Origin of the sequence: Paenibacillus tabacirhizosphaerae (genome assembly GCF_040812395.1) — a bacterium.
Classification (GTDB): domain Bacteria; phylum Bacillota; class Bacilli; order Paenibacillales; family NBRC-103111; genus Paenibacillus_E.
Map to the genome: position 1 here is coordinate 38,573 of NZ_JBFNXH010000004.1, position 22,275 is coordinate 60,847.

Genomic DNA, 22,275 nt, shown 5'->3' on the forward strand with positions numbered 1-22,275 from the left:
GAAAACCCGCATACATCGGGTTCCCGGGCTTTCCTATGGATTACTTCGTAAACTGAGCAATCTTCTTGTTGTTCGCTTCGAATTGTTTCTGTTCGTAGGCTTGAACTTTATCCAGTCCCGCCGCTTTCCGGTCTTTCTGATACTTGTCGAACAACTGATCAAACTCCGCGTCGGATTTGGCTAGCAGCAGTTTCGGCAACGTTTTGCCCCAATTTTGCGCAATTTTCGTATTGGCGATACCTTCTTCCGATGTCCCCGTAGGCACGATGCTTTCATACTGCGAGAAGCTCCTTGACTTGCCTTTCGTCCATTCCTCCGGCTGTTTGATCGGTTCCACGCTTGGCGGAGCCCATTGCAGGTTCATGTTCGTATCCATCAGCATCCAGAAGGTGTAGGAGGAACCGTACTTTTTATCAAACGTTGCGCGGTCTTTGTTCATGAGCTCTAACACCTCCGGCTTAAACTGGTCCTTGCCGTCGATGACATCGTAGCTGACGCCTTTCTCGCCCAAGTACATGTCTTTGTTGCCTTCTTCGCTAATGAGGTAGCTCAGGAATTTAATAGCTCTTGCTTTATCTTTCACGTCTTTGGAAATCAGCGTAACCGTCCAGCCTGAAATCCCAGGGCCTGGCAATATGGGCGCGTCTTTTTGCGCGTTGGCTGGGCCATCCACCGCAATATAGGCTTTGTTCGGATCTTTTTGGTACAGAGAAATATTTTGCTGCGTCAAATCAGTGCGTTGATACATCATGGCAAAGTAACGGCCTTGTGCAATTTTTTCCTCCATTTGCGGGCGTTTATCGATAAAGATATCCTTCGCGAGTAAACCCATCTCGTTGGCTTTACGGAACGTTTTGAGCCAGCCTACAAATTCCGGATCGGTTGAGCGGTCATAGAGCTTGCCGTCTTTTTCATAAGGAATCGCCAGGAAGTTTTGCAGCGTGGAGCCATTCTTGCCGACATCCAGCAGCGAAGGATTTCCTAATTCGTGAAATTCATGCAAACCGAGCGGGATCAGCGGTTGGCCGTTCACCTCAGGGAACTTCTCTTTTGCTGCCTTCAGCGCGTTCAGGAACCCTTCCTGCGTTCTCATATCGGGCTTGCCGATCGCTTCATAGATATCCTTACGAACCATGAACGTTTCGTTGGAGACGAATTTCTGCCCGTACTTCTTGTAGTCCTCTGGTGAGGAAGACGCGTTCGGATAGCCGTAGAAATTGCCGTCTTTCTGTGTGTACCATGCGGTTTTGGCCGGATCGGCCACCTTGAAGAAATAAGGATCGTATTGCTTGGCAAGCTCACCCAGCGGAAGCACCATATTGCCTTCAATGATCTTCTTCACGGCATCATCGTACCAACCGAGCGTAATGAAATCAGGCAGCCTACCTGATGCGATCATCGTGTTCAGCTTCTCGTTTTCGTTGCCTGCAGGCACGATGAAATTGATGTTCACGCCGGTCTTTTTCGTAATGTACTGAGAGGTTGGGTCAACGCCCCATTTGTTCGGGAACCAGGAAAAGTTCAGGTACCAATCGAATGTAATCGGCTTCGTATCGGATTTCCAACCGGGCTCATTGCTAGTTGCCGCCGGAGCTGCGGATTGGGCCGCTGCCTCGCCTGGTTTAGTCGGCTGCGCACTGCTCGTGCTGCTTGTCCCTTTGTCCGTGGAGCAGGCCGTGATCGACACGGCTGTAAACAAAGCAAGCAAGGTGGCTACTGTTTTGCGTGGTTTATTCATCTGCGTTTCCCCTTTTCTGCATCATAATGGTATGTACAATCTCTGTCAAAAGACAGAGCTGGTCACCTATAAATGGGTCTACATCCAGGTTAGCCTTTTACCGAACCGATCATGAAACCCTTTACAAAATACTTCTGTAAGAACGGATACACAATCACAATCGGCAGGGTCGTCACCACCATCGTCGCCAGCTTGATCGACTGGGAGGACACGGTTTTGGCCACACTCCCTGTCGTCGCAGCCGCCATTTGGTTCGAGCTGGATTGGGCGACAACGCGGTACAAATACGTCTGAATCGGCTGGAGGTCGCTTTTGTTCATGTAAATCATTCCCGTAAAGTAATCGTTCCATTGATACACGCCATGGAAGAGGGCGATCGTCGCAACCACGGGCATGGAAACCGGGAGAATAATCTGGTAAAAGATTTTGAAATCATTGGCGCCGTCAATCTTCGCCGCTTCCTCCAGCGCATCGGGAATTTCCCGGAAGAAGGACAGGAAAATGATGAGGTCGAAAAAGCTGAACATCGCAGGGATAATGTATACCCAGAAGCTGTCGAGCATGCCCAGGTCGCGAATCAGCAGGTAGTACGGAATCAACCCCCCGCTGAAAAACATCGTAATGGTGCCGATAAGCATGTAGACAGGGCGGCCGATGAGCTCTCTGCGAGAGAAGGAGTAGGCTACCATGGCTGTAAAAAGCACATGAATCACTGTGCCTGCCAGCGTTTTCGCGACAGTAATCCCCATGGCCAGCATGATGCCGTCATTGGCAAAGACAGCCTTGTAGCTATCCAGGCTGAAGATGCGCGGCCACCAATAGATGCCGCCTCGCATGGCGTCCGTTCCTTCATTGAAGGAATTAACGAGCACATACCAGATCGGGTATAGGGTGATGAAGCATATGCCTAGCATCAATAGAACGTTCGCGTAATCGAATACAAACTCTTTGGACGTTCTGCGGTTCAGGGAGAGCATGGTTATTGTCGCCTCCTGGCATTTCGGATTTCAAGCATCAGAATAAAGAGGTGTTGTTGAGGCGTTTCGTAATAAAGTTCGCCGATAGCAGCAGCGCAAGTGAAATGAGCGACTTGATCAGCCCTACCGCTGTCGCGTAAGAAAACCGGCTTTGATTGATGCCTACTTGGTACACATAGACATCGATCACGTTGCTGGCGCTCTCATTCAGCTGGTTTTTGAGTACGAGAATTTGATCGAAGTTGGCGTTCAGAATACCACTCACGGCAAGAATGAACAGAATCGTGATGGTCCCTTTAATCGATGGCAGCGTCACGAAAAACATTTTCTGAAAGCGGCCTGCGCCATCAATCGTCGCCGCTTCATACATCTCAGGCGATACGGCGGACATCGCAGCCAGATAGATGATCGCGGACCACCCGAGCTCCTTCCAAATATCCGAGGTGATCACAATGCTCCAGAAATAAGAGGGCTCCGCCAAATAGCTGATTCGCTCATGGACGATATTCAGCGCCATCAGAATGTTGTTAATGATTCCCACGTCAGCCAGCCATGTTGCCAAGATGCCGCCAAGGATGACCCAAGACAGGAAGTGAGGCAGATACGAGATCGTCTGCACCAGCATTTTGAAGCGCGCAGCGCGGAGCTCGTTCAGGAACAGAGCAAACAGAATGGGCAGCGGAAAGCCGATCAACAGCTTGAGTGCGCTCATCCCCAGCGTATTCTTAACGACACCGCCCAAATTTTCATCATCCATAAATGCCCTGAAGTGCTCAAGGCCCGCCCATGGCGCTTCCGATATCGGTTTGATAATATTGAAATCCTTAAAGGCAATCAGAATTCCGTACATCGGCACATAGTTGAAAACGATCATCCATATGACGCCGAGCAGCGCCATCACTTGCAAATAACGCTGCGCGTATAATTTGCCGAGCAGCCGTGAGGCTGATCTTTTGGCAATGGCTGACTTTTGACTCGGAATGGGCATATCCGCCTCTGTGTTCATGCCGGCCGCACCTCCGTAGCTTTCGCTTTGTTGTAAGCTTTTTCATATTACTCATTGTATGTCTTTCCGCAGGGCGTTGTAAGGCTCCAAATTTCAGCTATGGTTGCCATTTTTCAGGTGAAATGCCCTAAAGCAATTCCTAGCCTCTCTCCATATATATAGGTAGTAAGAGCATGTTGAAATGGGGTGCGATATGAGTGCATATGCCTTTGACAACCGGACGGCCATCTTTTTGGCAGCGATATGTGCTCAGACTTACAGTCAATTTGAAAATGGTGCGTTCATCGTTCCCAGATCGTATACCATCGTGACGACGTTTAAAGCGGCTTCTTACAAAGGGCAGGAGGAGGATTTCGGTTTCATTCTGGAATCCAGCGATACGATTGTCCTCGCCTTTCGGGGGACGAACACGAGATCAGATTGGATCTCCGATGCCATTGCAAGTCAAGATAAATATCCCTATTTACGAAACAGCGGTATGGTTCATCGTGGCTTCCTGCACATTTATGAGTCCCCGCGAAAGAAGATCCTCACGGCATTAAATAAACTTTCGTCAAAAAAAGAGCTTTGGATCACCGGGCATAGCCTCGGCGGAGGATTGTCTACGCTGAGCGCGGTCGACGTCGCCGCCAATACCAAGTTCAAATGCCCATCGGTCTACACCTATGCATCACCGCGCGTTGGCAATTTGGCCTTTAGCAAAACATTCAACAGCCTCATTGCAGGCCATCACCGCATCTATAACGCTCACGATTTCGTCCCCTTGCTGCCGCCGCTCATTTACAGATCTCCCAAGACCGATCAAACCTATCACTACATCCATGTAAAAAAGGGATACGAACTGGATTTCCAAAAGGGGTCCATTGCCGCTAATCACGCCATTGGCAATTATTTCTCTGATCTCTCGAGGCTGAATCCGTCCTTTACACAGGAACTATGTATGCACAATCCCGGATTTTGCCCTCTATAAGAAAGCTTTGATTTGCATGAAAAAAGAGGCTGCAGCCGTTCAGCCCGATGCTGATCTGCTGCAACCTCTGTGGTTTCGCTCGCGTTACTCGACTAACGCCAGCTTGGCATTAACAAGTAAATGATTCAATCGAACGCAAATCGATGCCAAAGTATCTCCAAGTAAATCCTTCCCATCTAAAGCCCGCCACCGAGGTTGGCCCGACGAAAATCGGGAAGAACCAGAACTGTCTGCCATTATGCAGCCAGACGTAGGTGAATCTGAACAGACAGCGCGAGATCGCACCTGGATCTACGAATGTAACAGCGCCCGTTGCCGAAAAAGGTTTGGCCGGTGTATAAGAAGGCGGTGGCGATGAGGGTGGCTGCGCTCCCCCCGCCGACGGCCCTGGTGGAGGCATGGTAGGCGAACCGCCGCCAGGGAATCCACCACCTGGGAAGCCTGGCGCACCTGGGAATCCGGGTGTTCCCGGGAACCCGCCGCCCGGCATACCAGGAAATCCTGACGGACCCTGCTGACCGCCTGGGAAGCCCGGACCGAATGGATTTCCTCCGAATGCGCGCGGCGGAATCATATAAGGTGCGATGATCGTTGCTTTTTGATAATGCTTGGCATTGATTTCTTGCTGTTTCTGCGCTGCTTCCGCCCATTTTTCGTTCGCTGTGTCCAGATTCGAGCTGTTCCTGTACACATTGCCCTCGTGGTTTAATTCAGCCGCCTGACCTTCCAGGACCGTAATTTCTTGTTCGAGATCTTTTACTTGATTGTAAATCTCGGCCGGCAAAACGAGAGGCCTCGGCGCCGTATAGTTTGAGAATTGGCCTTGCGAATCATCTTCTGATGGAAACGGTACTAATCCTGCGTTCAGGTTTAGGTCTATATTTGAACTCAATTTTGTTTCCTCCTCGCGTGAAATCTGGATATTTACCTAGCGTCTAGATTAAAGTATGCAGCGCATAGACGAATGTCACAGATAAATGAGCCCATTTGAGTAGGACGAACTTTCTACATAAAAAAATAATGCCCTCACAACCCTGACATAATGCTGTCAGGGTTGTTCGTTTATAATTCAATTAGAAACACAAAAGGAAAGGATATGAAGAATGAAAACGTCTCAAAACAAACCCGGAATTGTTATTGCTGGACTGCTGCTCGCTATCTTGATGGCTTCCATGGACAATACCATTGTCGCAACGGCTATGGGAACAATCGTTGGGCAGCTCGGCGGACTGGATAAGTTCGTCTGGGTGACATCCGCTTATATGGTCGCGGAGATGGCAGGCATGCCGATCTTCGGCAAATTGTCCGATATGTATGGACGCAAACGCTTTTTCGTATTTGGCATCCTGGTGTTCATGCTTGGTTCCGTGCTTTGCGGGACCGCGGAATCCATCGTGCAATTGAGCATTTATCGTGCGATTCAAGGCATTGGCGGAGGCGCGTTGATTCCTATCACGTTCACCATTATGTTCGACGCCGTTTCGCCTGAGAACCGCGGGAAGCTCAGCGGACTGTTCGGAGCCGTATTCGGTATGTCGAGTATTTTCGGTCCATTGCTTGGCGCGTATCTCACCGATTATGTGAAGTGGGAATGGATTTTCTACATCAACCTGCCCATCGGGCTTATCGCCTTCTTCCTGATTGCGTTCTATTACAAGGAGTCCCACTCGCACTCGAAGCAACCTATCGATTGGGGCGGCGCCGCCACGCTGGTTGGCGCAATTGTCTGCCTCATGTTCGCCATGGAACTCGGCGGCAAACAGTATGCATGGGGATCTGCACAAATATTGGGCTTATTCACCGGATTTGTCGTGTTATCCCTGCTGTTTCTGTATATTGAAACACGAGTCGTTGAGCCTATTATTTCGTTTCGGATGTTCCGGAACCGCCTGTATGCATCAAGCAATGCCATCGGCATGCTGGGAGGCGCAGCTTTCATCACTGCATCTATGTACATTCCGATATTTATTCAAGGCGTCCTGGGAGGAAGCGCCACGAATTCCGGACTGGTGTTGCTGCCCATGATGCTGGGATCCGTTGTTACGGCAACCGCAGGTGGAATTCTCCTTAACAAATGGTCCTTTAGGGCGATTATGATGCCGACGCTTCTCATCCTTGTCGTGGGTATCGCTCTTCTTACCACCATTACGCAGGATTCGTCGCGTCTGACCATTACGATCTATATGATTCTGATCGGACTCGGTATCGGGGCTTCCTTCTCTGTATTAAGCAATGCCGCCATTCACTCCTTCTCCATCCGGCAACGCGGGGCAGCGAGTTCTACGCTTAATTTCCTTCGTTCGCTCGGCATGACATTGGGGATTACGATCTTCGGCATCATTCAAAGCCATTCGATGACGCGGAATTTGACAAATGCCTTCGGTGGAGAGAACACAGCGCCGCAGGGCCTTTCCTTCAGCGATCCGCATGCGCTGCTTGATCCCGCTACACGCGCACAATTCCCTGAGCAGGTATTGGGCATGATCACCGGAGGGCTCTCCTCCTCCATTGCCATCACCTTCGCTTGGGGTCTCATCCCTGCCATATTGGCCTTCGTAGCCTCTCTTCTCATGGGCAAAGAGAAGATGAATCCTACCGCGGAGGCGGAAGCCGAAGGCTTCGCTGCCTCGCATTGACGACAAAGCCCCTTTGTATCCAGCCAATTGGATACAAGGGGGCTTTGCCCAATGTTCACTTCACTTAAAGCTCGGCAATTTGATTGTTTTTCATAATACCTTCAATGCTTGATGGACTCTTCAAGTTATATCCCGTGTTGTCTGAAACTTTATTTCCCGTCATTTTGACCTCACACCCCGCAGATATGGAGACCCCGCCCTGCATGTTTCCCGTCGCCTCATTTTCAGTAAGTGTGACCTCAGCCTCTTCCTGTATTTGAATGCCTATACCTTGATTCTTAACTACTTCATTGTTATCAAATGTACCGCTGCCACCGTTAAGAATAATACCTTGTCTAGCATTATTTGAAACTCTGTTGTGTCGGAATAGTGGAGCAGTTGCACCTTTCAGACTAATGCCACTGTACCCGTTATGGTGAATGTAATTGTTTACATATGTGCCAGCACCATCAGTATTCATATAGATCCCACTTTGTTTATTGTCGTGAATCTCGTTATCCTTACATGTGGTTTGCGTGGAATTCTTCACTTCAATGCCGGACAAGCCATTATGACTTATCGTGTTCCCCTCAAGCAATCCAGCACCTTCATCGAACACATATACACCTGCCTGATCATTCTGTTGAAATTTATTGCGTAGAACGATTGGATTCGCTTTCTTCTTCACTGTAAGTCCAATTCGGTTATTGCTGACTTCGTTTTCCTCGCATCGCCCTTTGCAACCATTATAAACAGATATTCCAACATCATTTCCCCAAATTTTATTCCGTCTTATGACAGGGTTGGCCCCTCCGCTGACAGCCACTCCAGACAACGTATTCCCGCTCAGCTCGTTATCCTCCAGCGTTCCCGTGGAGTCTCCATAAAAATACACACCGCTCTCCTTGGAGCTATGAATTCGATTGTTGCGTATGCGGGGATCCGCGTCGTTATAAACACCAATTGCGGACAACACTTGACTGCTGATATCAGAATCTTCCAACATAAGCCGCCCCTGGCGTATTGTGACACAAAACACCTTGTCTCCCGATTTCTGCCGGAGCACCAGATTCGAAACTCGACCGAAATTGCTGTCAAAAGTTAATACACTCTCACCCGAAGATTGAACAACAATTTCATCCCGCGGTCCTCTCCCAATGATTTCAAGGGGCTTATCTAATTTAATCGATTCGTTGTAAAAACCTGGCATCACATGAATAATATCTCCTGGCCTGGCTGCAGCAACGGCATCTCCGATTTTAGAGAAATTCCCGCGATGAAGAGGATCCACAATATGGATCGTTACGTCTTTTCTTTCTAACGTTTGTTCCGTTGATTCCAGTGAGCCTTTCCCTTCTTCCGCGGCTTTAAGGTGGACTTTGGTCCCCTTCGTCTGTGAATGGGCATTTCCGCCAGAGGATACCGTAGCTTTTATCCGTTTTTTAGCCTCACAAATCTGACTGGCAAGCTCGAAAATTTTCTTACGCACCAGATTGCTGTCCAACGCTTCAAAACGCAAGTCTCTCCAGTTGAAATACTGCCTCTTCGCGATTTCCTGGGCTAAGGGGTCCTCGCTGCGTAATTGTTCAGATTCGAGAATATCACATTGAATATAATAAATAGGAAGGACCAAATCATGGCGTCCCAACGCTTTTTCACGTTCTAGAAACAGCTCAAATTCCTCACGGCAGACGTCCCTTTTGAAATACAACGGCGTAATTAACGGAATCAAAAAGTAGCTTTCGTCCAAAGATTGCGTAATTCGCTCGTGCCACGGCTCTCCCCATTTAATATCTTGCTTGTCCAGGAAAATCGTGAAATCTTCGCCCGTCTGTACCCTTACTTCCCGGCTTAGGGCCTCACATAGTTTCGTCATATAGCCATTGTCATGATTATCGTCGAATTTCACGTAACTCAAGAAAGCAATATCACCTTTAGTCATGTCTGTCATGCCTTTCAATTTATTATTTATATGTAATTATTTTTCTCTTTCTGTTTTAATTTTCCTGCTTGATGTCGCGACAAAATTTGACAATATCTGATTATTTCCATGTAAAAAAAGAGCTGCGACATTCCAGCCTACGCGGATTTGCCACACCCCTGAACACTCTATACTTCCGATAAAGCCTGTTCGATTTGACCTTTATGATAATTATCGTGATCCGTGAATTCTTGAATGATAGATAACAAGGTATAGGGAGCCCCTGTATGCGGACATAATTTCACCCCATTTGCAGTTACATGTCTTTTAAGAACCTCGTCACCTAGTTCCAATAGAAGCTTGCAGAGCGCCTTACGGGTTGCACAGAATTCATTCAGCAGCTCATTTTGCGTTACACCCGACCTTGCATATGCGTATGCCGCCGCATTAAACGGATCAAAGTCCGGGAATTCAACGCCGTTTCCGCTTCGAACAGAAGGAATTACGTTAGTAATGAGATACTGATCCCAATTCTTGAGATGGGAAATGATGTCCGCGGTGGAGGCTTTCCCTTCAGCGATAGGTTTAAACCAGGTGGAATCCTGTAGCTCCGCCAATCTAATGGCCCAAATGGTAATCGCTCCGTAATTCTCAACTATACTCTTGCTTACGGACATAGGTGCTGCTCCTTTAATTTCACACTCAGGCCCCAGCCAAAAAACTCGGTATTCGTTATCTCAGCACGAATCGTATTGGAGCCGGCTCTCCAGCGAATAGGAACACTCGCAAAGCTGGTTCGAATGCGCCCGTCGCTTACCGGTGGGTTCCAATTCCAATTTCCAGCAAAGACCTCTTCCTCATTGACCCATAAGCGAAGACCGTCGCTGAAACCGAAAGCGAGTAGGGCTTCTTTCTCCTCAGGGAAATCAAAGACGCTCTTTACTTGAACCGCAATACCCTGCTCCGCTGGATAGATTCTATTTATATTAAGGGTCCCATTTTCTTCTACACATACTTTGGCCCAATTGTGCTCCATAGTTGGTTGTTCACCCTGCAAATAGGGCCTTGAAATCAACCATTCCGTTACAAATGCCTCTGAGGCTAGTTGATTCAAATCGGTACCTCTTCTAATAATTGGAGCCGGTTCAATTTCCTCCACAGAGAGATTGCGAATATAACTGGGTAAATAGCTCCAAAACCCTATTTTACTGCCATTTCCCCTATGCTGGAGGTTTGAAATAATGAGTTGAGGCTCCGTATTATCGTCTAAATATACCACAGCACCGTCTGGTTGAACCTCTAAGATGAGTTTCCTCCATTCGCCAGTCGTAGTGGTCAGCGGCTTTTGGTAAGACGATCCATTATAAATTTGCCATGTCATTGAGCCATTCATCACGGGATCGTATTGAATTTCCTCTGGAGCAAGATAAACCAATTCATAGTTAGAAGCATCACGGGCTCCGAAGACAAGTCCTACAAAACCTACTTGTTCGGGAATCGCAACCTCGGCCTGAAGGCGGAATGACTTGAATTTCACCTCATCGCGAAGCAAAATAACAGCGTTCATCTGATCCATATAAAGCGCCTCACGGCCACGCCAAACTTTTGGATAAGCTCCTGTTTCACCTAGTTCAAAATGGTCTAAATCGTCACATAAGGTCCAAGACAGCTTGTCTGCTTCAATCTCGAATTCTCGTTTAAATGGATTTGTCGCCATAGCTTTTTCTCCCAGCATTTAGTATACTTATAATCTACACAATACAGAACACACGTTCCTTTGTCAATATATACCAAAAAGAGGGCTGCGACGGGCTACTCAACGTAACCTGCCACACCCCTCCATCTTACGTGAAAAGCTTATGCAAACCGTTATTTACCAGCCGAAATCCAATGTTTTACCTGTTTCCGCGTAGGTCTTAATATTACTCAGGATCATCGACCAGCTCGCTTTGGTACTTTCGTAAGAAGGATGATTCTCCGGCCACAAATCGTTAACCAGCGTGAGTTTCGTACAATTGCCCACCGTCTCCAGGCTAAGTGTAACCCTCGTTTCCAGTTCAGCGTGATTCTCACGATAGGACGGTCCCGGATGCTCTGTGTAGCTCATGAGCTTATTCGGTTCGAATGCCAGCACCGTACCATAAACATGAACAGTCTCCTCACCATCGTTGCCTGGGCCTACATACTCGTATGGCGCGCCGATTTCGAAGGTCGAATTCAGTATGCTTCCAAAAAATATCGCTTTCGTCCCTTCGGGTGAAACGAATATTTGCCAAATATCTTCCGGCTTTGCTCCAATATAAAGCTCGTACTTGAGATCCATGAATTATCCTCCGCTCATTCCTGTAATATAAATTGCGCAAACAGCTTCAAACTGCTAGTCTCAAATATAAGCTAGCGGAAACGGAAAGTATTGTAAAAACGCGACAATCTTACGTTCGCAACTATCGGGAGGAATGTTTATGGAATCGAATGCACGAGAGTCCGATAAGGGTATCCTGAAAGCGGCTGCAGGCAGGCAGAAGTTTTCGCTCATGCGCTTTCAGCCTGCTCAAGATCTGGCTTTTTTTATCGAACAATACTGGGTGGTTCGGTGGGATCTTAGAGAGCATGCTCCTTATCGCCAAGTCATTTTGTCCTACCCCAACGTCAATTTGGCGTTCGAGCAAGACCATAACGGCATCTTCAGCGGCGTTTACGGCGTACCGAAAAACACCTATTCCCGCCATTTGCAAGATGAAGGCTTAGCACTGGGCGTTAAATTCCGGCCCGGCGGTTTCTATCCGTTTTGGAAACATCCCCTATCTCTCCTCACCGGCCGAATACTTAGCATCCAAGATGTTTTTGGGGCAGGCGGAAAGGATATCGAAGCGCAAATTTTTGCTCAAGAGGATGGAGAGAAAATGGTCCTTCTGGCCGAACAATTCCTTCGGGAACAGCTTCCGGAACAGGACGAGAACGTCGAACTGCTCGATCGGATCGTGCAATCCGTCATTGAAAATCGAGACATCACGAAGGTTGAGGACATGGTTCATGAATTTGGCATCAACAAAAGGACCTTGCAACGTCTGTTCAGCCGTTACGTCGGAGTTAGTCCGAAATGGGTTATTCAGCGCTTCCGTCTCCAAGAGGCTGCTGAGCTGCTGGAGAAAGGCGGCATTCCGGACTGGGCGAAATTGTCGCAGGAACTGGGGTATTATGATCAGTCCCATTTCATTAGAAACTTCAAAGCGATGATTGGTAAATCGCCGGAAGAATATATCAAGGAACTCGGGCTTTCATAGTTCGAGATCCTGCTCCTCTCCCATTAATATAGTTTTTATGAAGAGAGCCGTAACCCTTCCCCCTTTAACCACGTCTAAATAACAGGAAATAAATGGTTTGAAAGGGGATTGTATGCATTTAAAGCCGTTGTTTTTATTAGCTGTTTTTGTTCTATGTCTGGTTACTGGCTGCTCAGAGGAACCTGAAAAAGAGCCGACTGCCACCATCACACCTAGCGCGACACCAACAATGACTCTCACTCCTAAACAAACAAATACGGATGTTGTTACAGCTACGCCCGTACCACAAATTGAAACTACACCTTCAGACTCTCCGACTCCGAAAGCAACACATACAGCCGCCCCAACCGCTGCACCAATTCCTGTGAAGAGCACTCCGGCAGTTAACCAAGTGCATAAACAGCGTCTAGATTCAATTCTGTATTATAATAACGGCGAATCGTTCTGGGCTTTCGGCCAAGGAGCCGTATTCTTCTCTGATAATAATGGCAAACAGTGGAGAGATATGACACCTTCAGGCGTCCGGCTAACCGCTGCCGGTTATGGGGGTAACGTATTTGCATTCCGCCAAACCTCTTCGCAAATCGACGTTTACGAGCATTCTGTCGACCCGGAGGGCGAGTGGAAGCAATCGGTGCTTCCAACCCAAGAAAAATGGGAGCTGACTGGCGACCTCCTTTTCGCAACTCATATGGTGAGTGAGGACCGGTGGCTCCTGATCACATCCGCTTCTAAAAAGTCCTTGTATCGGATTTCAAGCAATGCCCATCAATGGACGAGAGTCGGAGAGATTACCGACCAAGTGATATGCGAACCGAGTGGCGCTGCAATCGTTACGAACAAAAAAGGTTGGATTACTTGTAGCGAGGGAACAGACGATATTCTTCTCTATCGTACGACAGATGGAGGCGTTCATTGGACGAAAGAAAAGCTCGCCACGCCATCTGATGTCTCCCAAGGGGCTTATACGGCGAATGTATATTCGCCAGTATTTGATGAGGAGAATGATTCTACATGGACGCTGCCTGTCGAGATCATCCAGGGTTCTGAGCAAGAGATGGTGTATTACACCACTTTTGACGCAGGTACAACTTGGGCTTTATCTCAGAACAGCCACAGAAATGTCAAGCATGCATCAGCCTATTACCTTGACCCCACATTTCGCAGAGGGACAGCGATCTCAGTAAAAGGAGATAAGCTATACCGATTCACAATGGAAGCATACTCCAAGACGTTTGGCGGTCCTGTCCCTCCACCTGCTGAAATAAAATTGACTTCCAATCTAAGCAAAGCAACGGCTCGTTTCTTTCGCACGTCTTGGGGGGATGACGGTAAGGAGCAGTATCGGGGATGGGCGCTTCTTGATGGGGAATTGGTCATCGCGCAAGCTAATGGAACCGTATGGCAGAAGCCGTAACTTCATTTTCGTCGAAGCCGTATATCAAGAAGCGCGACTGATCCCCAAACGAACATTAACTATTGTTCAGATAACAAATAAAGAGAATCAAGATCGAACCATAGACTCCAATCATGTAGCTTGAACGCCGAATATGAGCTCACCGAGCGAGGACGGCGTCTCCAACCTTTTTTTGCTGCGATGAGCGCGTGGGTTCAGTCGGAACATGCATGCCAAAAAAAAGAATTAGAAGCTATACACGAAATGAGGTAACATCAGTAGTGAGGAGAAGATAGCGGAGCAATTGATCCAAAACAGATACTATTTAATGGCTTTAGGAACGCCTGTCATTCTCCGTCTATGTAGTACAAACCCTTTTTAAATTTCATATCAGTACAATGCCGGAGCAGTCCTTCCATCATGGCTGAAACCTCGGATGACCCTTTCACAGTATCGTTTGTGTACATAGTGTCGCTTAATAATAGAGTTGTTTAATTTAGAACAAAGTCGTCTACTTTCATAGACCAACAGAGCTTTGTACCCTTGTCCTTGCGAACAAAGACGAGCTTCTTGCCCTCTTTCACCACGTCACATTCATAATTCCATTGTCGTATCAGGCATTACCCACGCCTGTGCTTCCTTCGCTTTCTCCGTCTTCCCAATGGACTACTATTGTTTGCCCTTCAACAATCTCAATCCCTTTAATGTCCTTCATACCCCCCTTTGAAACAAAAAGTCGGCAGCCTGTATACAGGACAGCCGTCTTCATAGATTTCTACGCTATTATCGTAACACGTTTTTTCCTCATGTATTCTTCAAAAGCCCCTCACATTACCCTCATTTTTGAATTGTCCTTGATTACAAATGTGGTAAATAAATAAAAAGCCAATCCTATTGCTCCATAAAAAAAAGTTAAAATTAACTTAATTATTAATGAGAAGTTACCTATTGTCGAATAGATGAATATAGGGAAAGAGCATAAAATTAAAATGAATATGCACATTCGAATCATTTTATCTTTGGTTTTAATATGGACAAAATGAAGGAGTATACCGTAACCAAGTATGAAGGCAGAAGGTAAAAAAAATAATAAAGTGGCTATGTCATTGAATAAAGGAAATTCATCATCAACATGATTTGGCCAAAATCTAACAACCCCAAAAATAGATAATAACAACGTGCATGTGATCCAAATTCTATAAAACATAATCCAGCCCCCCCTTTTTACTTATTATTATAACAAATAAAAAGAAAGCCTCAGAACAAAGTCCAAGGTTTCTTTTTATTTCTTAATAAGTATACCACTGGTTCTGCCAGACTATATTGTATTGGTAGTCATAGACCGATGATTCACTCAAAATCAAATTGTTTTTATCTAAAGCAAAAGCTTGTTTTGGAGTTGAGTTACTATGATCGGTAGGGCCAGATCTCCCCCAACAATTATTTGTTAAATCCATAATATTTGATACTTGGAAGAAGCCTTTAAACTTACTATAGTTGGACTTAAATATACTAATCAACTGCATCTTAAGTTCCGGCATCCATAAGGTAACATCAGAAAATGCCTGATTTGCAGCTACATAATCGGATTTTCCGCTATTAATATATGAATTATATTGTTGATCATAATAATTTAAAGCGAAGTTCAATAAAAGAACTCCCCATTCATGATTAATAGTTGCAGTTCTAGTTTTAGTTTTCCCTACAGCACTATCTTTAGTTGCTCTAAAGTTCCATGTATAGTGTCTGTAAGCATCTCTTGTCATGACATCATTGGGATATTCTGATAAGGCTTCATCTCTAGCTGCATTCGCATGAAGGACACCTACTAGGAAAATCTGATAACCTGTCATTCCTTCATTTGTATCAAGAACGGATTCGATGTAATTTGCTTGTCTTAATTTCGCTTTATTTTCATCATAACCTGTTGCAGCAGCTATACTATTGGGATTGATATCTTCGATTGACCTTTGTACCTCTTCCGCTCTCTTATAGTTTTTAGCTTTCTTATTAAAATCCTCTTGAAGTTTTTTGACTATGCTTTCAATTTCTTCTTTGGAAGCCGCTGGGTCTTTTTGAATCTTCATATTTCCGGGTTTGATTATAAATTCGTTCGGTTCATCCGATTTTGCACCAAATGCAATAGATGACATAATTGAGCTGCAAAGTAAAACAACGGACAGAGATAGCAAACCTTTTTTCTTAAATGACAATTTCGATCACTCTCCCATAATTTGGTTTAATACCTCTATTATTATATTATATCACCAAATATTTCATCAACATTTTTTTACATTTTTTATCAATATTACAATATAGATACTAGCGCAACCCCATTATCAAATAATCTTTCACAATTTCAACGTATTGGCTACTGAAATAATACCACTTTTCAATCTTCTATCCACAGTGGCGCTTTTGACTCCAAGTCTCATGAATAATAGTGTTTCCTTATAACTGTTCACTGTACAAGCCCTTGATAATCAAGGGGGTCCTAAAAACGAAACATAGCAATCGTCTACAGGCTATTAATGGATGGTTTGCGAGTGAGTGAGCTTGCGGATCCCATAATCAGATAAGATTTTAAGCGCTTGGTGGTCGTTGACCGTAAAGGTAGGAAGAAAAGGACTTTTCAAATCAATGAGTATCTCTACAAGGGGCTAATCCGGACGAAATAGTTTTCTTATCATAGAAAAAAAGGCGTAAAATAAATTGGATATATGGGATTTCGTTGTAATTTTCTGTTCCGTTGCTACACGAACCCCTATTTCAAAGTGTCTTAGCGTACGCATTTTCATGCAATGCTGACTTTATTTTTCCTTAGCGTACGTTCTCCGCAATTTGTTGCCGGTCCGATCAGTAGATCGGCAACTTCGTGAGTCCACAGATGTTGGTCGCAGCGGCTCCTCAAAGTCAGGTTGCCAAGAGCAGCCTCGCCATAAAGCTTAAGCGCCCATTCTTGGGAGTCGAACTCGCGCGCCCAATTCGTTAAGGCTTCGCCTATGTTTTGCGCTTGAGCGGCGATCTCCGTTCTTGCTGGATCTCCAAGAGCCAAAGAGCCAAGCGGCAGGACTGATTCTCTCCCCACAATTGCAAGGTTGGCTTGGGGATTATCTAAGAGCGCCGCCGAATCGGCAGCCTCGCCAAGTTGCACACTGATCGCTGCAAGCAGCGTGTCTAATTCACGTACGATATCCTTCGCACGATAGATGCCATCCGGAAGACCCCGCTCCCCTTTTTCCAGCAATCACTCAGACGCGTAGACGGCTTTTTCACCGATTAGCTCATCGATATCGATACGCGTTCCCCATACAATGCTCCGGCTTCCCAGAGCTATCCAATATTCTGACATGGCACACCTCAGCTCCTTTGTGTTCAGGGTAACCTCTCTATTTTCACTTGAACAGAACGCACTTTTTTGTATCATCGTGCCTTTTTCGTAAGGTAGGATCATTTTTGAAACTGTCAAAAAGGGCATTTTTTAATGTAAAGTATTATTGACATTATGTATAATTTTAATTACATTATGTATATATAAGTTTACTCCAATCTTACCGTTGGAAGAAGTGTTTTTTAGAAGATGCAAAGTAAACCGCACAGCCCTTCCATTCAAGATGACGTCTAGGAGGAATAAGGATGAGAGCGATTGTATTTACAAAATACGGAACACCGGATGTTCTTCAGCTCAAAGAGGTAGAACAACCTACCCCCAAGGACAATGAAATACGGGTAAAAATACATGCGGCAATTGTAACACCATCAGACTGCGCCTTCCGGAAGGCCGACCCCTTTATTATCAGACTTCTTTATGGCCTCCTAAGACCCAAAAAAAATATATTAGGGGTGGAATTGGCCGGGGAAGTCGAAACAGTAGGCAAAGATGTGAAATCATTCAAACAAGGTGACCAAGTTTTTGGCATAAGTCCAACTAGCTTTGGTACCTATGCCGAGTACAAATGCCTGTCTGAGAACGACACGTTGGCCATAAAACCAGCCAATATGAGCTATGAAGAAGCCGTCGGCATCTGCGACGGGGCATTGACTGCATTGATTTTCCTCAGAGATGCGGCAAATATTCAACGGGGACAAAGAGTCCTTATCAATGGCGCTTCCGGATCGGTAGGCGCGTATTCGGTTCAGCTTGCCAAATACTTTGGGGCAGAAGTTACCGGGGTTTGCAGTACTGCTAATTTAGAATTAGTAAAATCGCTGGGAGCCGATCAGGTAATTGATTATGCCAAAGAGGATTTTACCAAAAGCGGTCAGACCTATGACATTATTCTCGATGCCGTAGGCAAGAGTTCATTTTCACGTTGTAAAGGCTCGCTAAAGCAAAAAGGTCTCTATCTTTCAACGGTCCCTGCGCTGTCCATTATTTTTCAAATGTTAAGGACTTCAAAGAGTGGCGGCAAAAAGGCCATGTTTGTGGCCGCGGGCCTAAAGCAGAATAAAGACAATCTAATCTTCATCAAAGAGCTTGTTGAGGCTGAGCAGATCAAACCGGTCATAGACAGGTTCTATCCACTGGAGCAGATTGTCGAAGCTCATAGGTATGTTGAAAAAGGACACAAAAAGGGGAATGTCATTATAACTTTGAATTAGATGTACACCTAACAGGCTGGCAGCTGCTCGAAAGAGCGGATCTACCAGCCTTCTTTGCATACACGCATAGATCGTACAGTGTTAGCATACTCAAAAACTCGCTTGCCACTATGCTGATCTAATACCTCTTTTCCTCACCCTTGGCAACCGCATTGTTGAGGGTTTAAGAACGGAATGTTTTCAACTCATCCTAACTATAGACACTGAGAAATGTTAAATTTATACTAAAATAACAACATGAAATACCCAGGCAAAGACTTTATAAACTATGGAGAGGATGCGTAAAAATGGCTGAGGAAGGAAACAAGAATTTAGAATTGGTTCAACGATTTTTCCAGTGTTATGGGAGTGGTGACTTAGAAACAATGAAACGTGAAATATTGGCTGAAGATGTTACTTGGATCATTCCAGGCCACCATCCGTTGGCAGGTATTAAGAAAGGCGCAGATGAAATTATTAATTACTTTGCGACCATTGCCAAAGCTAACTTCAAAGCCGAGGTTATTTCACTTTCCGCCAGTGAGAATCATGTGGTTGATGTACACCGTGGCTGGGGAGAGTACGGAGAGCATAAAGTGGATATGAACTGGGTTCTTGTTTACCAGATTGAGAACGGCCGAATTAAATCAGCCCAAAACTTTGCTGCAGACCAGCATGTAGCCGATCAATTCTTCTGGAATGTATGGGGAGATCAGTTAAAACCAGTCCCCGATCGACTGAAAAGCAGTCATTAAAGATGAACCAGTCGATCGCAATTTTTGGCGGAACAGGGCGGACCGGAAAACTTATCGTTTCTTTATTAACGGAAAAAGAAGAGTCTGTGCTCGTAGTTAAATTGGTCCGAAATGTTTTTACAGTTAACATCCGATTGTTGAATTAGTTTATAGACAAGCCGCATGGTTGTATGTGGGCTTGTCTATTTTCATGAGAACGGACGGAAGCACAACGTGCGATTCCATTCAGCCCCAAATGCCGGACTGTAGCTGGCTTCAGGGTTCCTACAGCTGCTTACTTACTCTCCCCTCCGTCTAGATCGCGGTTGTCTCATGGAGCAGTGCGAGAATCCCTTCCTGCATCTCCTTTTTGAGGACAGGCACTGGCGGACGAGTAACTTTGCCCCGTTCGATATAAATACCGCTCTGTTCGCCGAATTTGTGATCCATGGCCGCGTCATAGATACGTCTGGCTCCTATTTTAGGCAGAGCAAAGAACCGCCGAAACATTTTAAACCACCCAGGTACCCCTTGATTCGTTGACATTGCAGTTTGATTGGGCCCTGGATCAACGATACGAAGCAGTATCCCCTCCTTTGCAAACGATGCAGCCATAGCAAAAAAGACAGTCGCAGTAGCGAGCTTCGATTGCGCGTAAGGTGCAAACTTTTTGAATTTCCCGGGATTGCGAAGTCTGCCCAGTTCAAGCTTTCGCGCCATCTTCATCGCGCTTGATCCAACAACAATAACAATTGCACGCTTAGCGGCAACCAATTGGGGGCGCAATAACTTCGTTAGAAGATAGGGAGCTACCGTGTTAACCTCATAATGAACATCATTTCCTTGAGGAGAAATCTGCAAACGATCGAGCACAACACCTGCATTATTCACAAGCAGATCAACTCGTGAATACTGCTCGGATAACTTCTTTGCGGCATCTTGTATCGCTGCCTGATTCGATAAATCAGCGGTTATCGAGCTGATTGTTATCCATGGCGCAATCGCGTTCAACTCCTGAATCTGAACCAATGTCCTTGCAGAATCCCTATTTATTAGGACCAAATTGAAGCCGTCTGCGGCAAGCAACTTACATAACTCAGTACCAAGTCCGGAATACGACGCCGTTACAACGGCTATTTTTCTTTCCGCTTTGTCTATGACTGGCATGTCTACACATCCTTCTCCGTTATTTGAACATACAGCAAGCTACTAAATGAAGACTGATCACCCCCTTTTTATTTGAACGATCGTTCCAATATCGACGAAAAAATAGCCCATCCCTTTTAGTAAGACAGGCTGCTATTCGAACATTCTTAACGAGACTTGAATCGCGGTTCTTATAAAATCCGGCGGAAGATTCGTCTTGGCAAGGGTCGCTATCCCCACAAAAGAACTTGTTAGATATTGAGCTGTTTGACGACAATCAAGCTCTGCAGGCACTTCATTTTTTTTCTTTCCTTGTTCCAGAAATAGCGCAAATGCCTGCTCCAACGACAGAAAATTTTTCGTAACAGCTTCCGCGACTACGGCATCGTGGAGACTCAGCTCGCTAGCTGTATTAACCATCAAGCAGCCCCAACTTCTCTGATCTTCATGAAGGCGGTCAACCACATTGTGAAACAAATGCATCAAAGTAGAATAGACGGGAGTATTTTGCGATAACGCCCAAAGACCTTGGGACATATACACTTCGCTGTATCTGGATAAGCAGGCCATGAATAACGCATGCTTATCGCCAAAGGTATCATACATGCTTCCACGATTGATTCCCATTTCCTTCAAAAGGTCATTTACCGATGTTTTCTCATAACCGTTTTTCCAAAAAACCTTCATCGCCTTCTCAAGCGCGTCTACAGGTTCAAATTCTTTGGTACGAACCACGTTTCATCCACCTCTTGAGCTTACTATATCCTAATTGGAACGATCGGTCAATTTAATTATATCTTCCATGTTAAGGCCGGGGGACACCAGTGCAGCTAACTCCCCCTTTGTTAAAAAATATGTAATCGCTGCAATAGACGCTTGACTCTCTTGTTACGTTAGACATTATCCTGTGGATAGTTGATCTTGAAGGGAGATAGAAGATAATGAATAACACGTCGAAGGCTCATGTAATTTTTGGTACGGGACCACTGGGAATGGCTGTAATGCGTGAATTAAAAATGCGCGGGGTGCAAGACATTCGCATTGTGAATCGTAGCGGCAAATTGTCTGGCGATAACAAAGGGGTTTATGTGATCCAAGGCGATGCGTCGCAGGAGTCCATATCGAAAGACATCTGTAAAGATGCATCTGTCGTTTACCACTGCGCACAGCCAGGTTACCTGAATTGGCCAACACAATTCCCAGCTTTAACAAGAGGAATATTGGAGGGTGCGGCCGCTGCTGGCGCCAAGCTCATCTACGCTGACAATTTATATATGTATGGTCAAGTGCATACACCTTTGAATGAAAATCTTCCACACAAAGCTCAGGGAAAGAAGGGAATAACTCGGGCCAAAATGGCGGAAGAAGTTATGAAGGCACATCAAACCGGGAAGGTACGCGCAGCCATCGGGAGAGCATCCGATTATTACGGTCCCGGGGTATTGCAGTCTTTTATGGGAGAGCGAGTTTTTGGATTCGCCTTAAAAGGAAAGCCAGTTGATGTGCTTGGTAATTTGGATATGCCGCATACGTATACCTATATCGACGATTTTGCCAGGGGATTGGCTACGCTGGGACTAGAGGATCGCGCAGTAGGGGAAGTTTGGCACATGCCGAGCGCAGAGACGATTACAACAAGGCAGCTGCTGCAGCTCCTATTCCATGAATTGGGTAAAGATTGCAAAGTTACGGCTTCTTCGCGAGGCATCGTTTCGATATTATCCTTATTTCATCCGATGATGAGGGAGATTAAAGAAATTTTGTATGAGTTTGAACAACCTTTTATTGTCGATCACAGCAAATTCGTTCGGGAGTTTGGGAATTTTGCGACTACTTCACACAAAGAAGCGATTAAGAATACGGTCAACTGGTATAGAAATATGGTAAAAAAGGAGGCAGAGAGATAA

General features: G+C 45.8%; 20 protein-coding genes. 8 read left to right on the forward strand and 12 right to left on the reverse strand.

Annotated features, from left to right (window positions below; all coding sequences use genetic code 11):
• Positions 1–40 precede the first annotated feature (40 nt).
• From ABRS97_RS08690 to ABRS97_RS08700, 3 genes are all read right to left on the reverse strand, one after another.
• The gene (locus tag ABRS97_RS08690) at positions 41–1,738 is read right to left on the reverse strand and encodes a type 2 periplasmic-binding domain-containing protein (protein WP_367812956.1); all 1,698 of its coding nucleotides are present in this window, start codon (positions 1,736–1,738) and stop codon (positions 41–43) included.
• 89 nt (positions 1,739–1,827) lie between these two features.
• Positions 1,828–2,715, reverse strand: a complete 888-nt coding sequence (locus ABRS97_RS08695; RefSeq protein ID WP_367812958.1) for a carbohydrate ABC transporter permease — start codon at positions 2,713–2,715, stop codon at positions 1,828–1,830.
• A 37-nt stretch (positions 2,716–2,752) separates the two neighbouring features.
• Positions 2,753–3,703, reverse strand: coding sequence for an ABC transporter permease (locus ABRS97_RS08700; protein ID WP_367813604.1), 951 nt, complete (start codon positions 3,701–3,703; stop codon positions 2,753–2,755).
• 211 nt (positions 3,704–3,914) lie between these two features.
• On the opposite strand from ABRS97_RS08700, the gene ABRS97_RS08705 reads away from it, so the two are divergent.
• Complete coding sequence (locus tag ABRS97_RS08705) at positions 3,915–4,691, forward strand: lipase family protein (protein ID WP_367812959.1); 777 nt, start codon at positions 3,915–3,917, stop codon at positions 4,689–4,691.
• A gap of 109 nt (positions 4,692–4,800) precedes the next feature.
• On the opposite strand, the gene ABRS97_RS28185 is transcribed toward ABRS97_RS08705, so the two are convergent.
• Positions 4,801–5,265: a collagen-like protein gene (locus ABRS97_RS28185; protein ID WP_483312440.1), complete on the reverse strand. Its 465-nt coding sequence runs from the start codon at positions 5,263–5,265 to the stop codon at positions 4,801–4,803.
• A 529-nt stretch (positions 5,266–5,794) separates the two neighbouring features.
• On the opposite strand from ABRS97_RS28185, the gene ABRS97_RS08715 reads away from it, so the two are divergent.
• On the forward strand, positions 5,795–7,327 hold the full coding sequence (locus ABRS97_RS08715) for an MDR family MFS transporter (protein ID WP_367812963.1): 1,533 nt from the start codon (positions 5,795–5,797) through the stop codon (positions 7,325–7,327).
• 64 nt (positions 7,328–7,391) lie between these two features.
• Here ABRS97_RS08715 and ABRS97_RS08720 read toward each other — a convergent pair whose 3' ends face one another.
• The 4 genes from ABRS97_RS08720 to ABRS97_RS08735 all read right to left on the reverse strand — a co-directional run bounded on the left by ABRS97_RS08720 (position 7,392) and on the right by ABRS97_RS08735 (position 11,550).
• Positions 7,392–9,215 carry a right-handed parallel beta-helix repeat-containing protein gene (locus tag ABRS97_RS08720; RefSeq protein WP_367813606.1) on the reverse strand — a complete coding sequence of 608 codons (1,824 nt, stop codon included), beginning with the start codon at positions 9,213–9,215 and terminating at the stop codon, positions 7,392–7,394.
• 200 nt (positions 9,216–9,415) lie between these two features.
• Complete coding sequence (locus ABRS97_RS08725; RefSeq protein ID WP_367812964.1) at positions 9,416–9,904, reverse strand: DinB family protein; 489 nt, start codon at positions 9,902–9,904, stop codon at positions 9,416–9,418.
• The gene (locus ABRS97_RS08730) at positions 9,895–10,944 is read right to left on the reverse strand and encodes a hypothetical protein (protein ID WP_367812965.1); all 1,050 of its coding nucleotides are present in this window, start codon (positions 10,942–10,944) and stop codon (positions 9,895–9,897) included. Before ABRS97_RS08730 ends, ABRS97_RS08725 begins: the two co-directional genes overlap by 10 nt.
• 156 nt (positions 10,945–11,100) lie before the next feature.
• A complete protein-coding gene (locus ABRS97_RS08735) occupies positions 11,101–11,550 on the reverse strand; it encodes an SRPBCC family protein (protein WP_367812967.1) in 450 nt (149 codons plus the stop codon).
• 139 nt (positions 11,551–11,689) lie between these two features.
• On the opposite strand from ABRS97_RS08735, the gene ABRS97_RS08740 reads away from it, so the two are divergent.
• The 3 genes from ABRS97_RS08740 (at position 11,690) to ABRS97_RS08750 (ending at position 14,180) form a co-directional block, all read left to right on the forward strand.
• Complete coding sequence (locus tag ABRS97_RS08740; RefSeq protein ID WP_367812969.1) at positions 11,690–12,511, forward strand: DUF6597 domain-containing transcriptional factor; 822 nt, start codon at positions 11,690–11,692, stop codon at positions 12,509–12,511.
• Positions 12,512–12,623: 112 nt separating this feature from the next.
• Complete coding sequence (locus ABRS97_RS08745; protein WP_367812971.1) at positions 12,624–13,928, forward strand: beta propeller repeat protein; 1,305 nt, start codon at positions 12,624–12,626, stop codon at positions 13,926–13,928.
• A 120-nt stretch (positions 13,929–14,048) separates the two neighbouring features.
• Positions 14,049–14,180, forward strand: coding sequence for a winged helix-turn-helix transcriptional regulator (locus ABRS97_RS08750; RefSeq protein ID WP_367812973.1), 132 nt, complete (start codon positions 14,049–14,051; stop codon positions 14,178–14,180).
• 1,016 nt (positions 14,181–15,196) lie between these two features.
• On the opposite strand, the gene ABRS97_RS08755 is transcribed toward ABRS97_RS08750, so the two are convergent.
• Both ABRS97_RS08755 and ABRS97_RS08760 read right to left on the reverse strand, forming a co-directional pair.
• Entirely contained in the window at positions 15,197–16,120 is a 924-nt protein-coding gene (locus ABRS97_RS08755) for a hypothetical protein (RefSeq protein ID WP_367812975.1), read from the reverse strand.
• 581 nt (positions 16,121–16,701) lie between these two features.
• Positions 16,702–17,154: a hypothetical protein gene (locus ABRS97_RS08760; RefSeq protein WP_367812977.1), complete on the reverse strand. Its 453-nt coding sequence runs from the start codon at positions 17,152–17,154 to the stop codon at positions 16,702–16,704.
• Between the two features lie 389 nt (positions 17,155–17,543).
• Here ABRS97_RS08760 and ABRS97_RS08765 point away from each other — a divergent pair, with 389 nt between their 5' ends.
• Together ABRS97_RS08765 and ABRS97_RS08770 are read left to right on the forward strand one after the other, a co-directional pair.
• Entirely contained in the window at positions 17,544–18,509 is a 966-nt protein-coding gene (locus ABRS97_RS08765; RefSeq protein ID WP_367812979.1) for an NAD(P)-dependent alcohol dehydrogenase, read from the forward strand.
• A 287-nt stretch (positions 18,510–18,796) separates the two neighbouring features.
• Positions 18,797–19,243: a nuclear transport factor 2 family protein gene (locus ABRS97_RS08770; RefSeq protein ID WP_367812981.1), complete on the forward strand. Its 447-nt coding sequence runs from the start codon at positions 18,797–18,799 to the stop codon at positions 19,241–19,243.
• A 294-nt stretch (positions 19,244–19,537) separates the two neighbouring features.
• Here the strand turns inward: ABRS97_RS08770 and ABRS97_RS08775 are convergent, their stop codons facing one another.
• Together ABRS97_RS08775 and ABRS97_RS08780 are read right to left on the reverse strand one after the other, a co-directional pair.
• Positions 19,538–20,389: an SDR family NAD(P)-dependent oxidoreductase gene (locus tag ABRS97_RS08775; RefSeq protein ID WP_367812983.1), complete on the reverse strand. Its 852-nt coding sequence runs from the start codon at positions 20,387–20,389 to the stop codon at positions 19,538–19,540.
• A gap of 132 nt (positions 20,390–20,521) precedes the next feature.
• The gene (locus ABRS97_RS08780) at positions 20,522–21,103 is read right to left on the reverse strand and encodes a TetR/AcrR family transcriptional regulator (RefSeq protein ID WP_367812985.1); all 582 of its coding nucleotides are present in this window, start codon (positions 21,101–21,103) and stop codon (positions 20,522–20,524) included.
• Positions 21,104–21,309: 206 nt separating this feature from the next.
• On the opposite strand from ABRS97_RS08780, the gene ABRS97_RS08785 reads away from it, so the two are divergent.
• Positions 21,310–22,275: an SDR family oxidoreductase gene (locus ABRS97_RS08785; protein ID WP_367812987.1), complete on the forward strand. Its 966-nt coding sequence runs from the start codon at positions 21,310–21,312 to the stop codon at positions 22,273–22,275.

What these genes read in the sequence shown, in the direction of transcription:
- ABRS97_RS08690 (WP_367812956.1), bottom strand. Translation starts at nt 1,738, where the DNA reads ATGAATAAACCACGCAAAACAGTAGCCACCTTGCTTGCTTTGTTTACA.
- ABRS97_RS28185 (WP_483312440.1), bottom strand. Translation starts at nt 5,265, where the DNA reads ATGATTCCGCCGCGCGCATTCGGAGGAAATCCATTCGGTCCGGGCTTC.
- ABRS97_RS08700 (WP_367813604.1), bottom strand. Translation starts at nt 3,703, where the DNA reads ATGCCCATTCCGAGTCAAAAGTCAGCCATTGCCAAAAGATCAGCCTCA.
- ABRS97_RS08765 (WP_367812979.1), top strand. Translation starts at nt 17,544, where the DNA reads ATGAGAGCGATTGTATTTACAAAATACGGAACACCGGATGTTCTTCAG.
- ABRS97_RS08695 (WP_367812958.1), bottom strand. Translation starts at nt 2,715, where the DNA reads ATGCTCTCCCTGAACCGCAGAACGTCCAAAGAGTTTGTATTCGATTAC.
- ABRS97_RS08705 (WP_367812959.1), top strand. Translation starts at nt 3,915, where the DNA reads ATGAGTGCATATGCCTTTGACAACCGGACGGCCATCTTTTTGGCAGCG.
- ABRS97_RS08775 (WP_367812983.1), bottom strand. Translation starts at nt 20,389, where the DNA reads ATGCCAGTCATAGACAAAGCGGAAAGAAAAATAGCCGTTGTAACGGCG.
- ABRS97_RS08735 (WP_367812967.1), bottom strand. Translation starts at nt 11,550, where the DNA reads ATGGATCTCAAGTACGAGCTTTATATTGGAGCAAAGCCGGAAGATATT.
- ABRS97_RS08715 (WP_367812963.1), top strand. Translation starts at nt 5,795, where the DNA reads ATGAAAACGTCTCAAAACAAACCCGGAATTGTTATTGCTGGACTGCTG.
- ABRS97_RS08740 (WP_367812969.1), top strand. Translation starts at nt 11,690, where the DNA reads ATGGAATCGAATGCACGAGAGTCCGATAAGGGTATCCTGAAAGCGGCT.
- ABRS97_RS08770 (WP_367812981.1), top strand. Translation starts at nt 18,797, where the DNA reads ATGGCTGAGGAAGGAAACAAGAATTTAGAATTGGTTCAACGATTTTTC.
- ABRS97_RS08725 (WP_367812964.1), bottom strand. Translation starts at nt 9,904, where the DNA reads ATGTCCGTAAGCAAGAGTATAGTTGAGAATTACGGAGCGATTACCATT.
- ABRS97_RS08745 (WP_367812971.1), top strand. Translation starts at nt 12,624, where the DNA reads ATGCATTTAAAGCCGTTGTTTTTATTAGCTGTTTTTGTTCTATGTCTG.
- ABRS97_RS08785 (WP_367812987.1), top strand. Translation starts at nt 21,310, where the DNA reads ATGAATAACACGTCGAAGGCTCATGTAATTTTTGGTACGGGACCACTG.
- ABRS97_RS08730 (WP_367812965.1), bottom strand. Translation starts at nt 10,944, where the DNA reads ATGGCGACAAATCCATTTAAACGAGAATTCGAGATTGAAGCAGACAAG.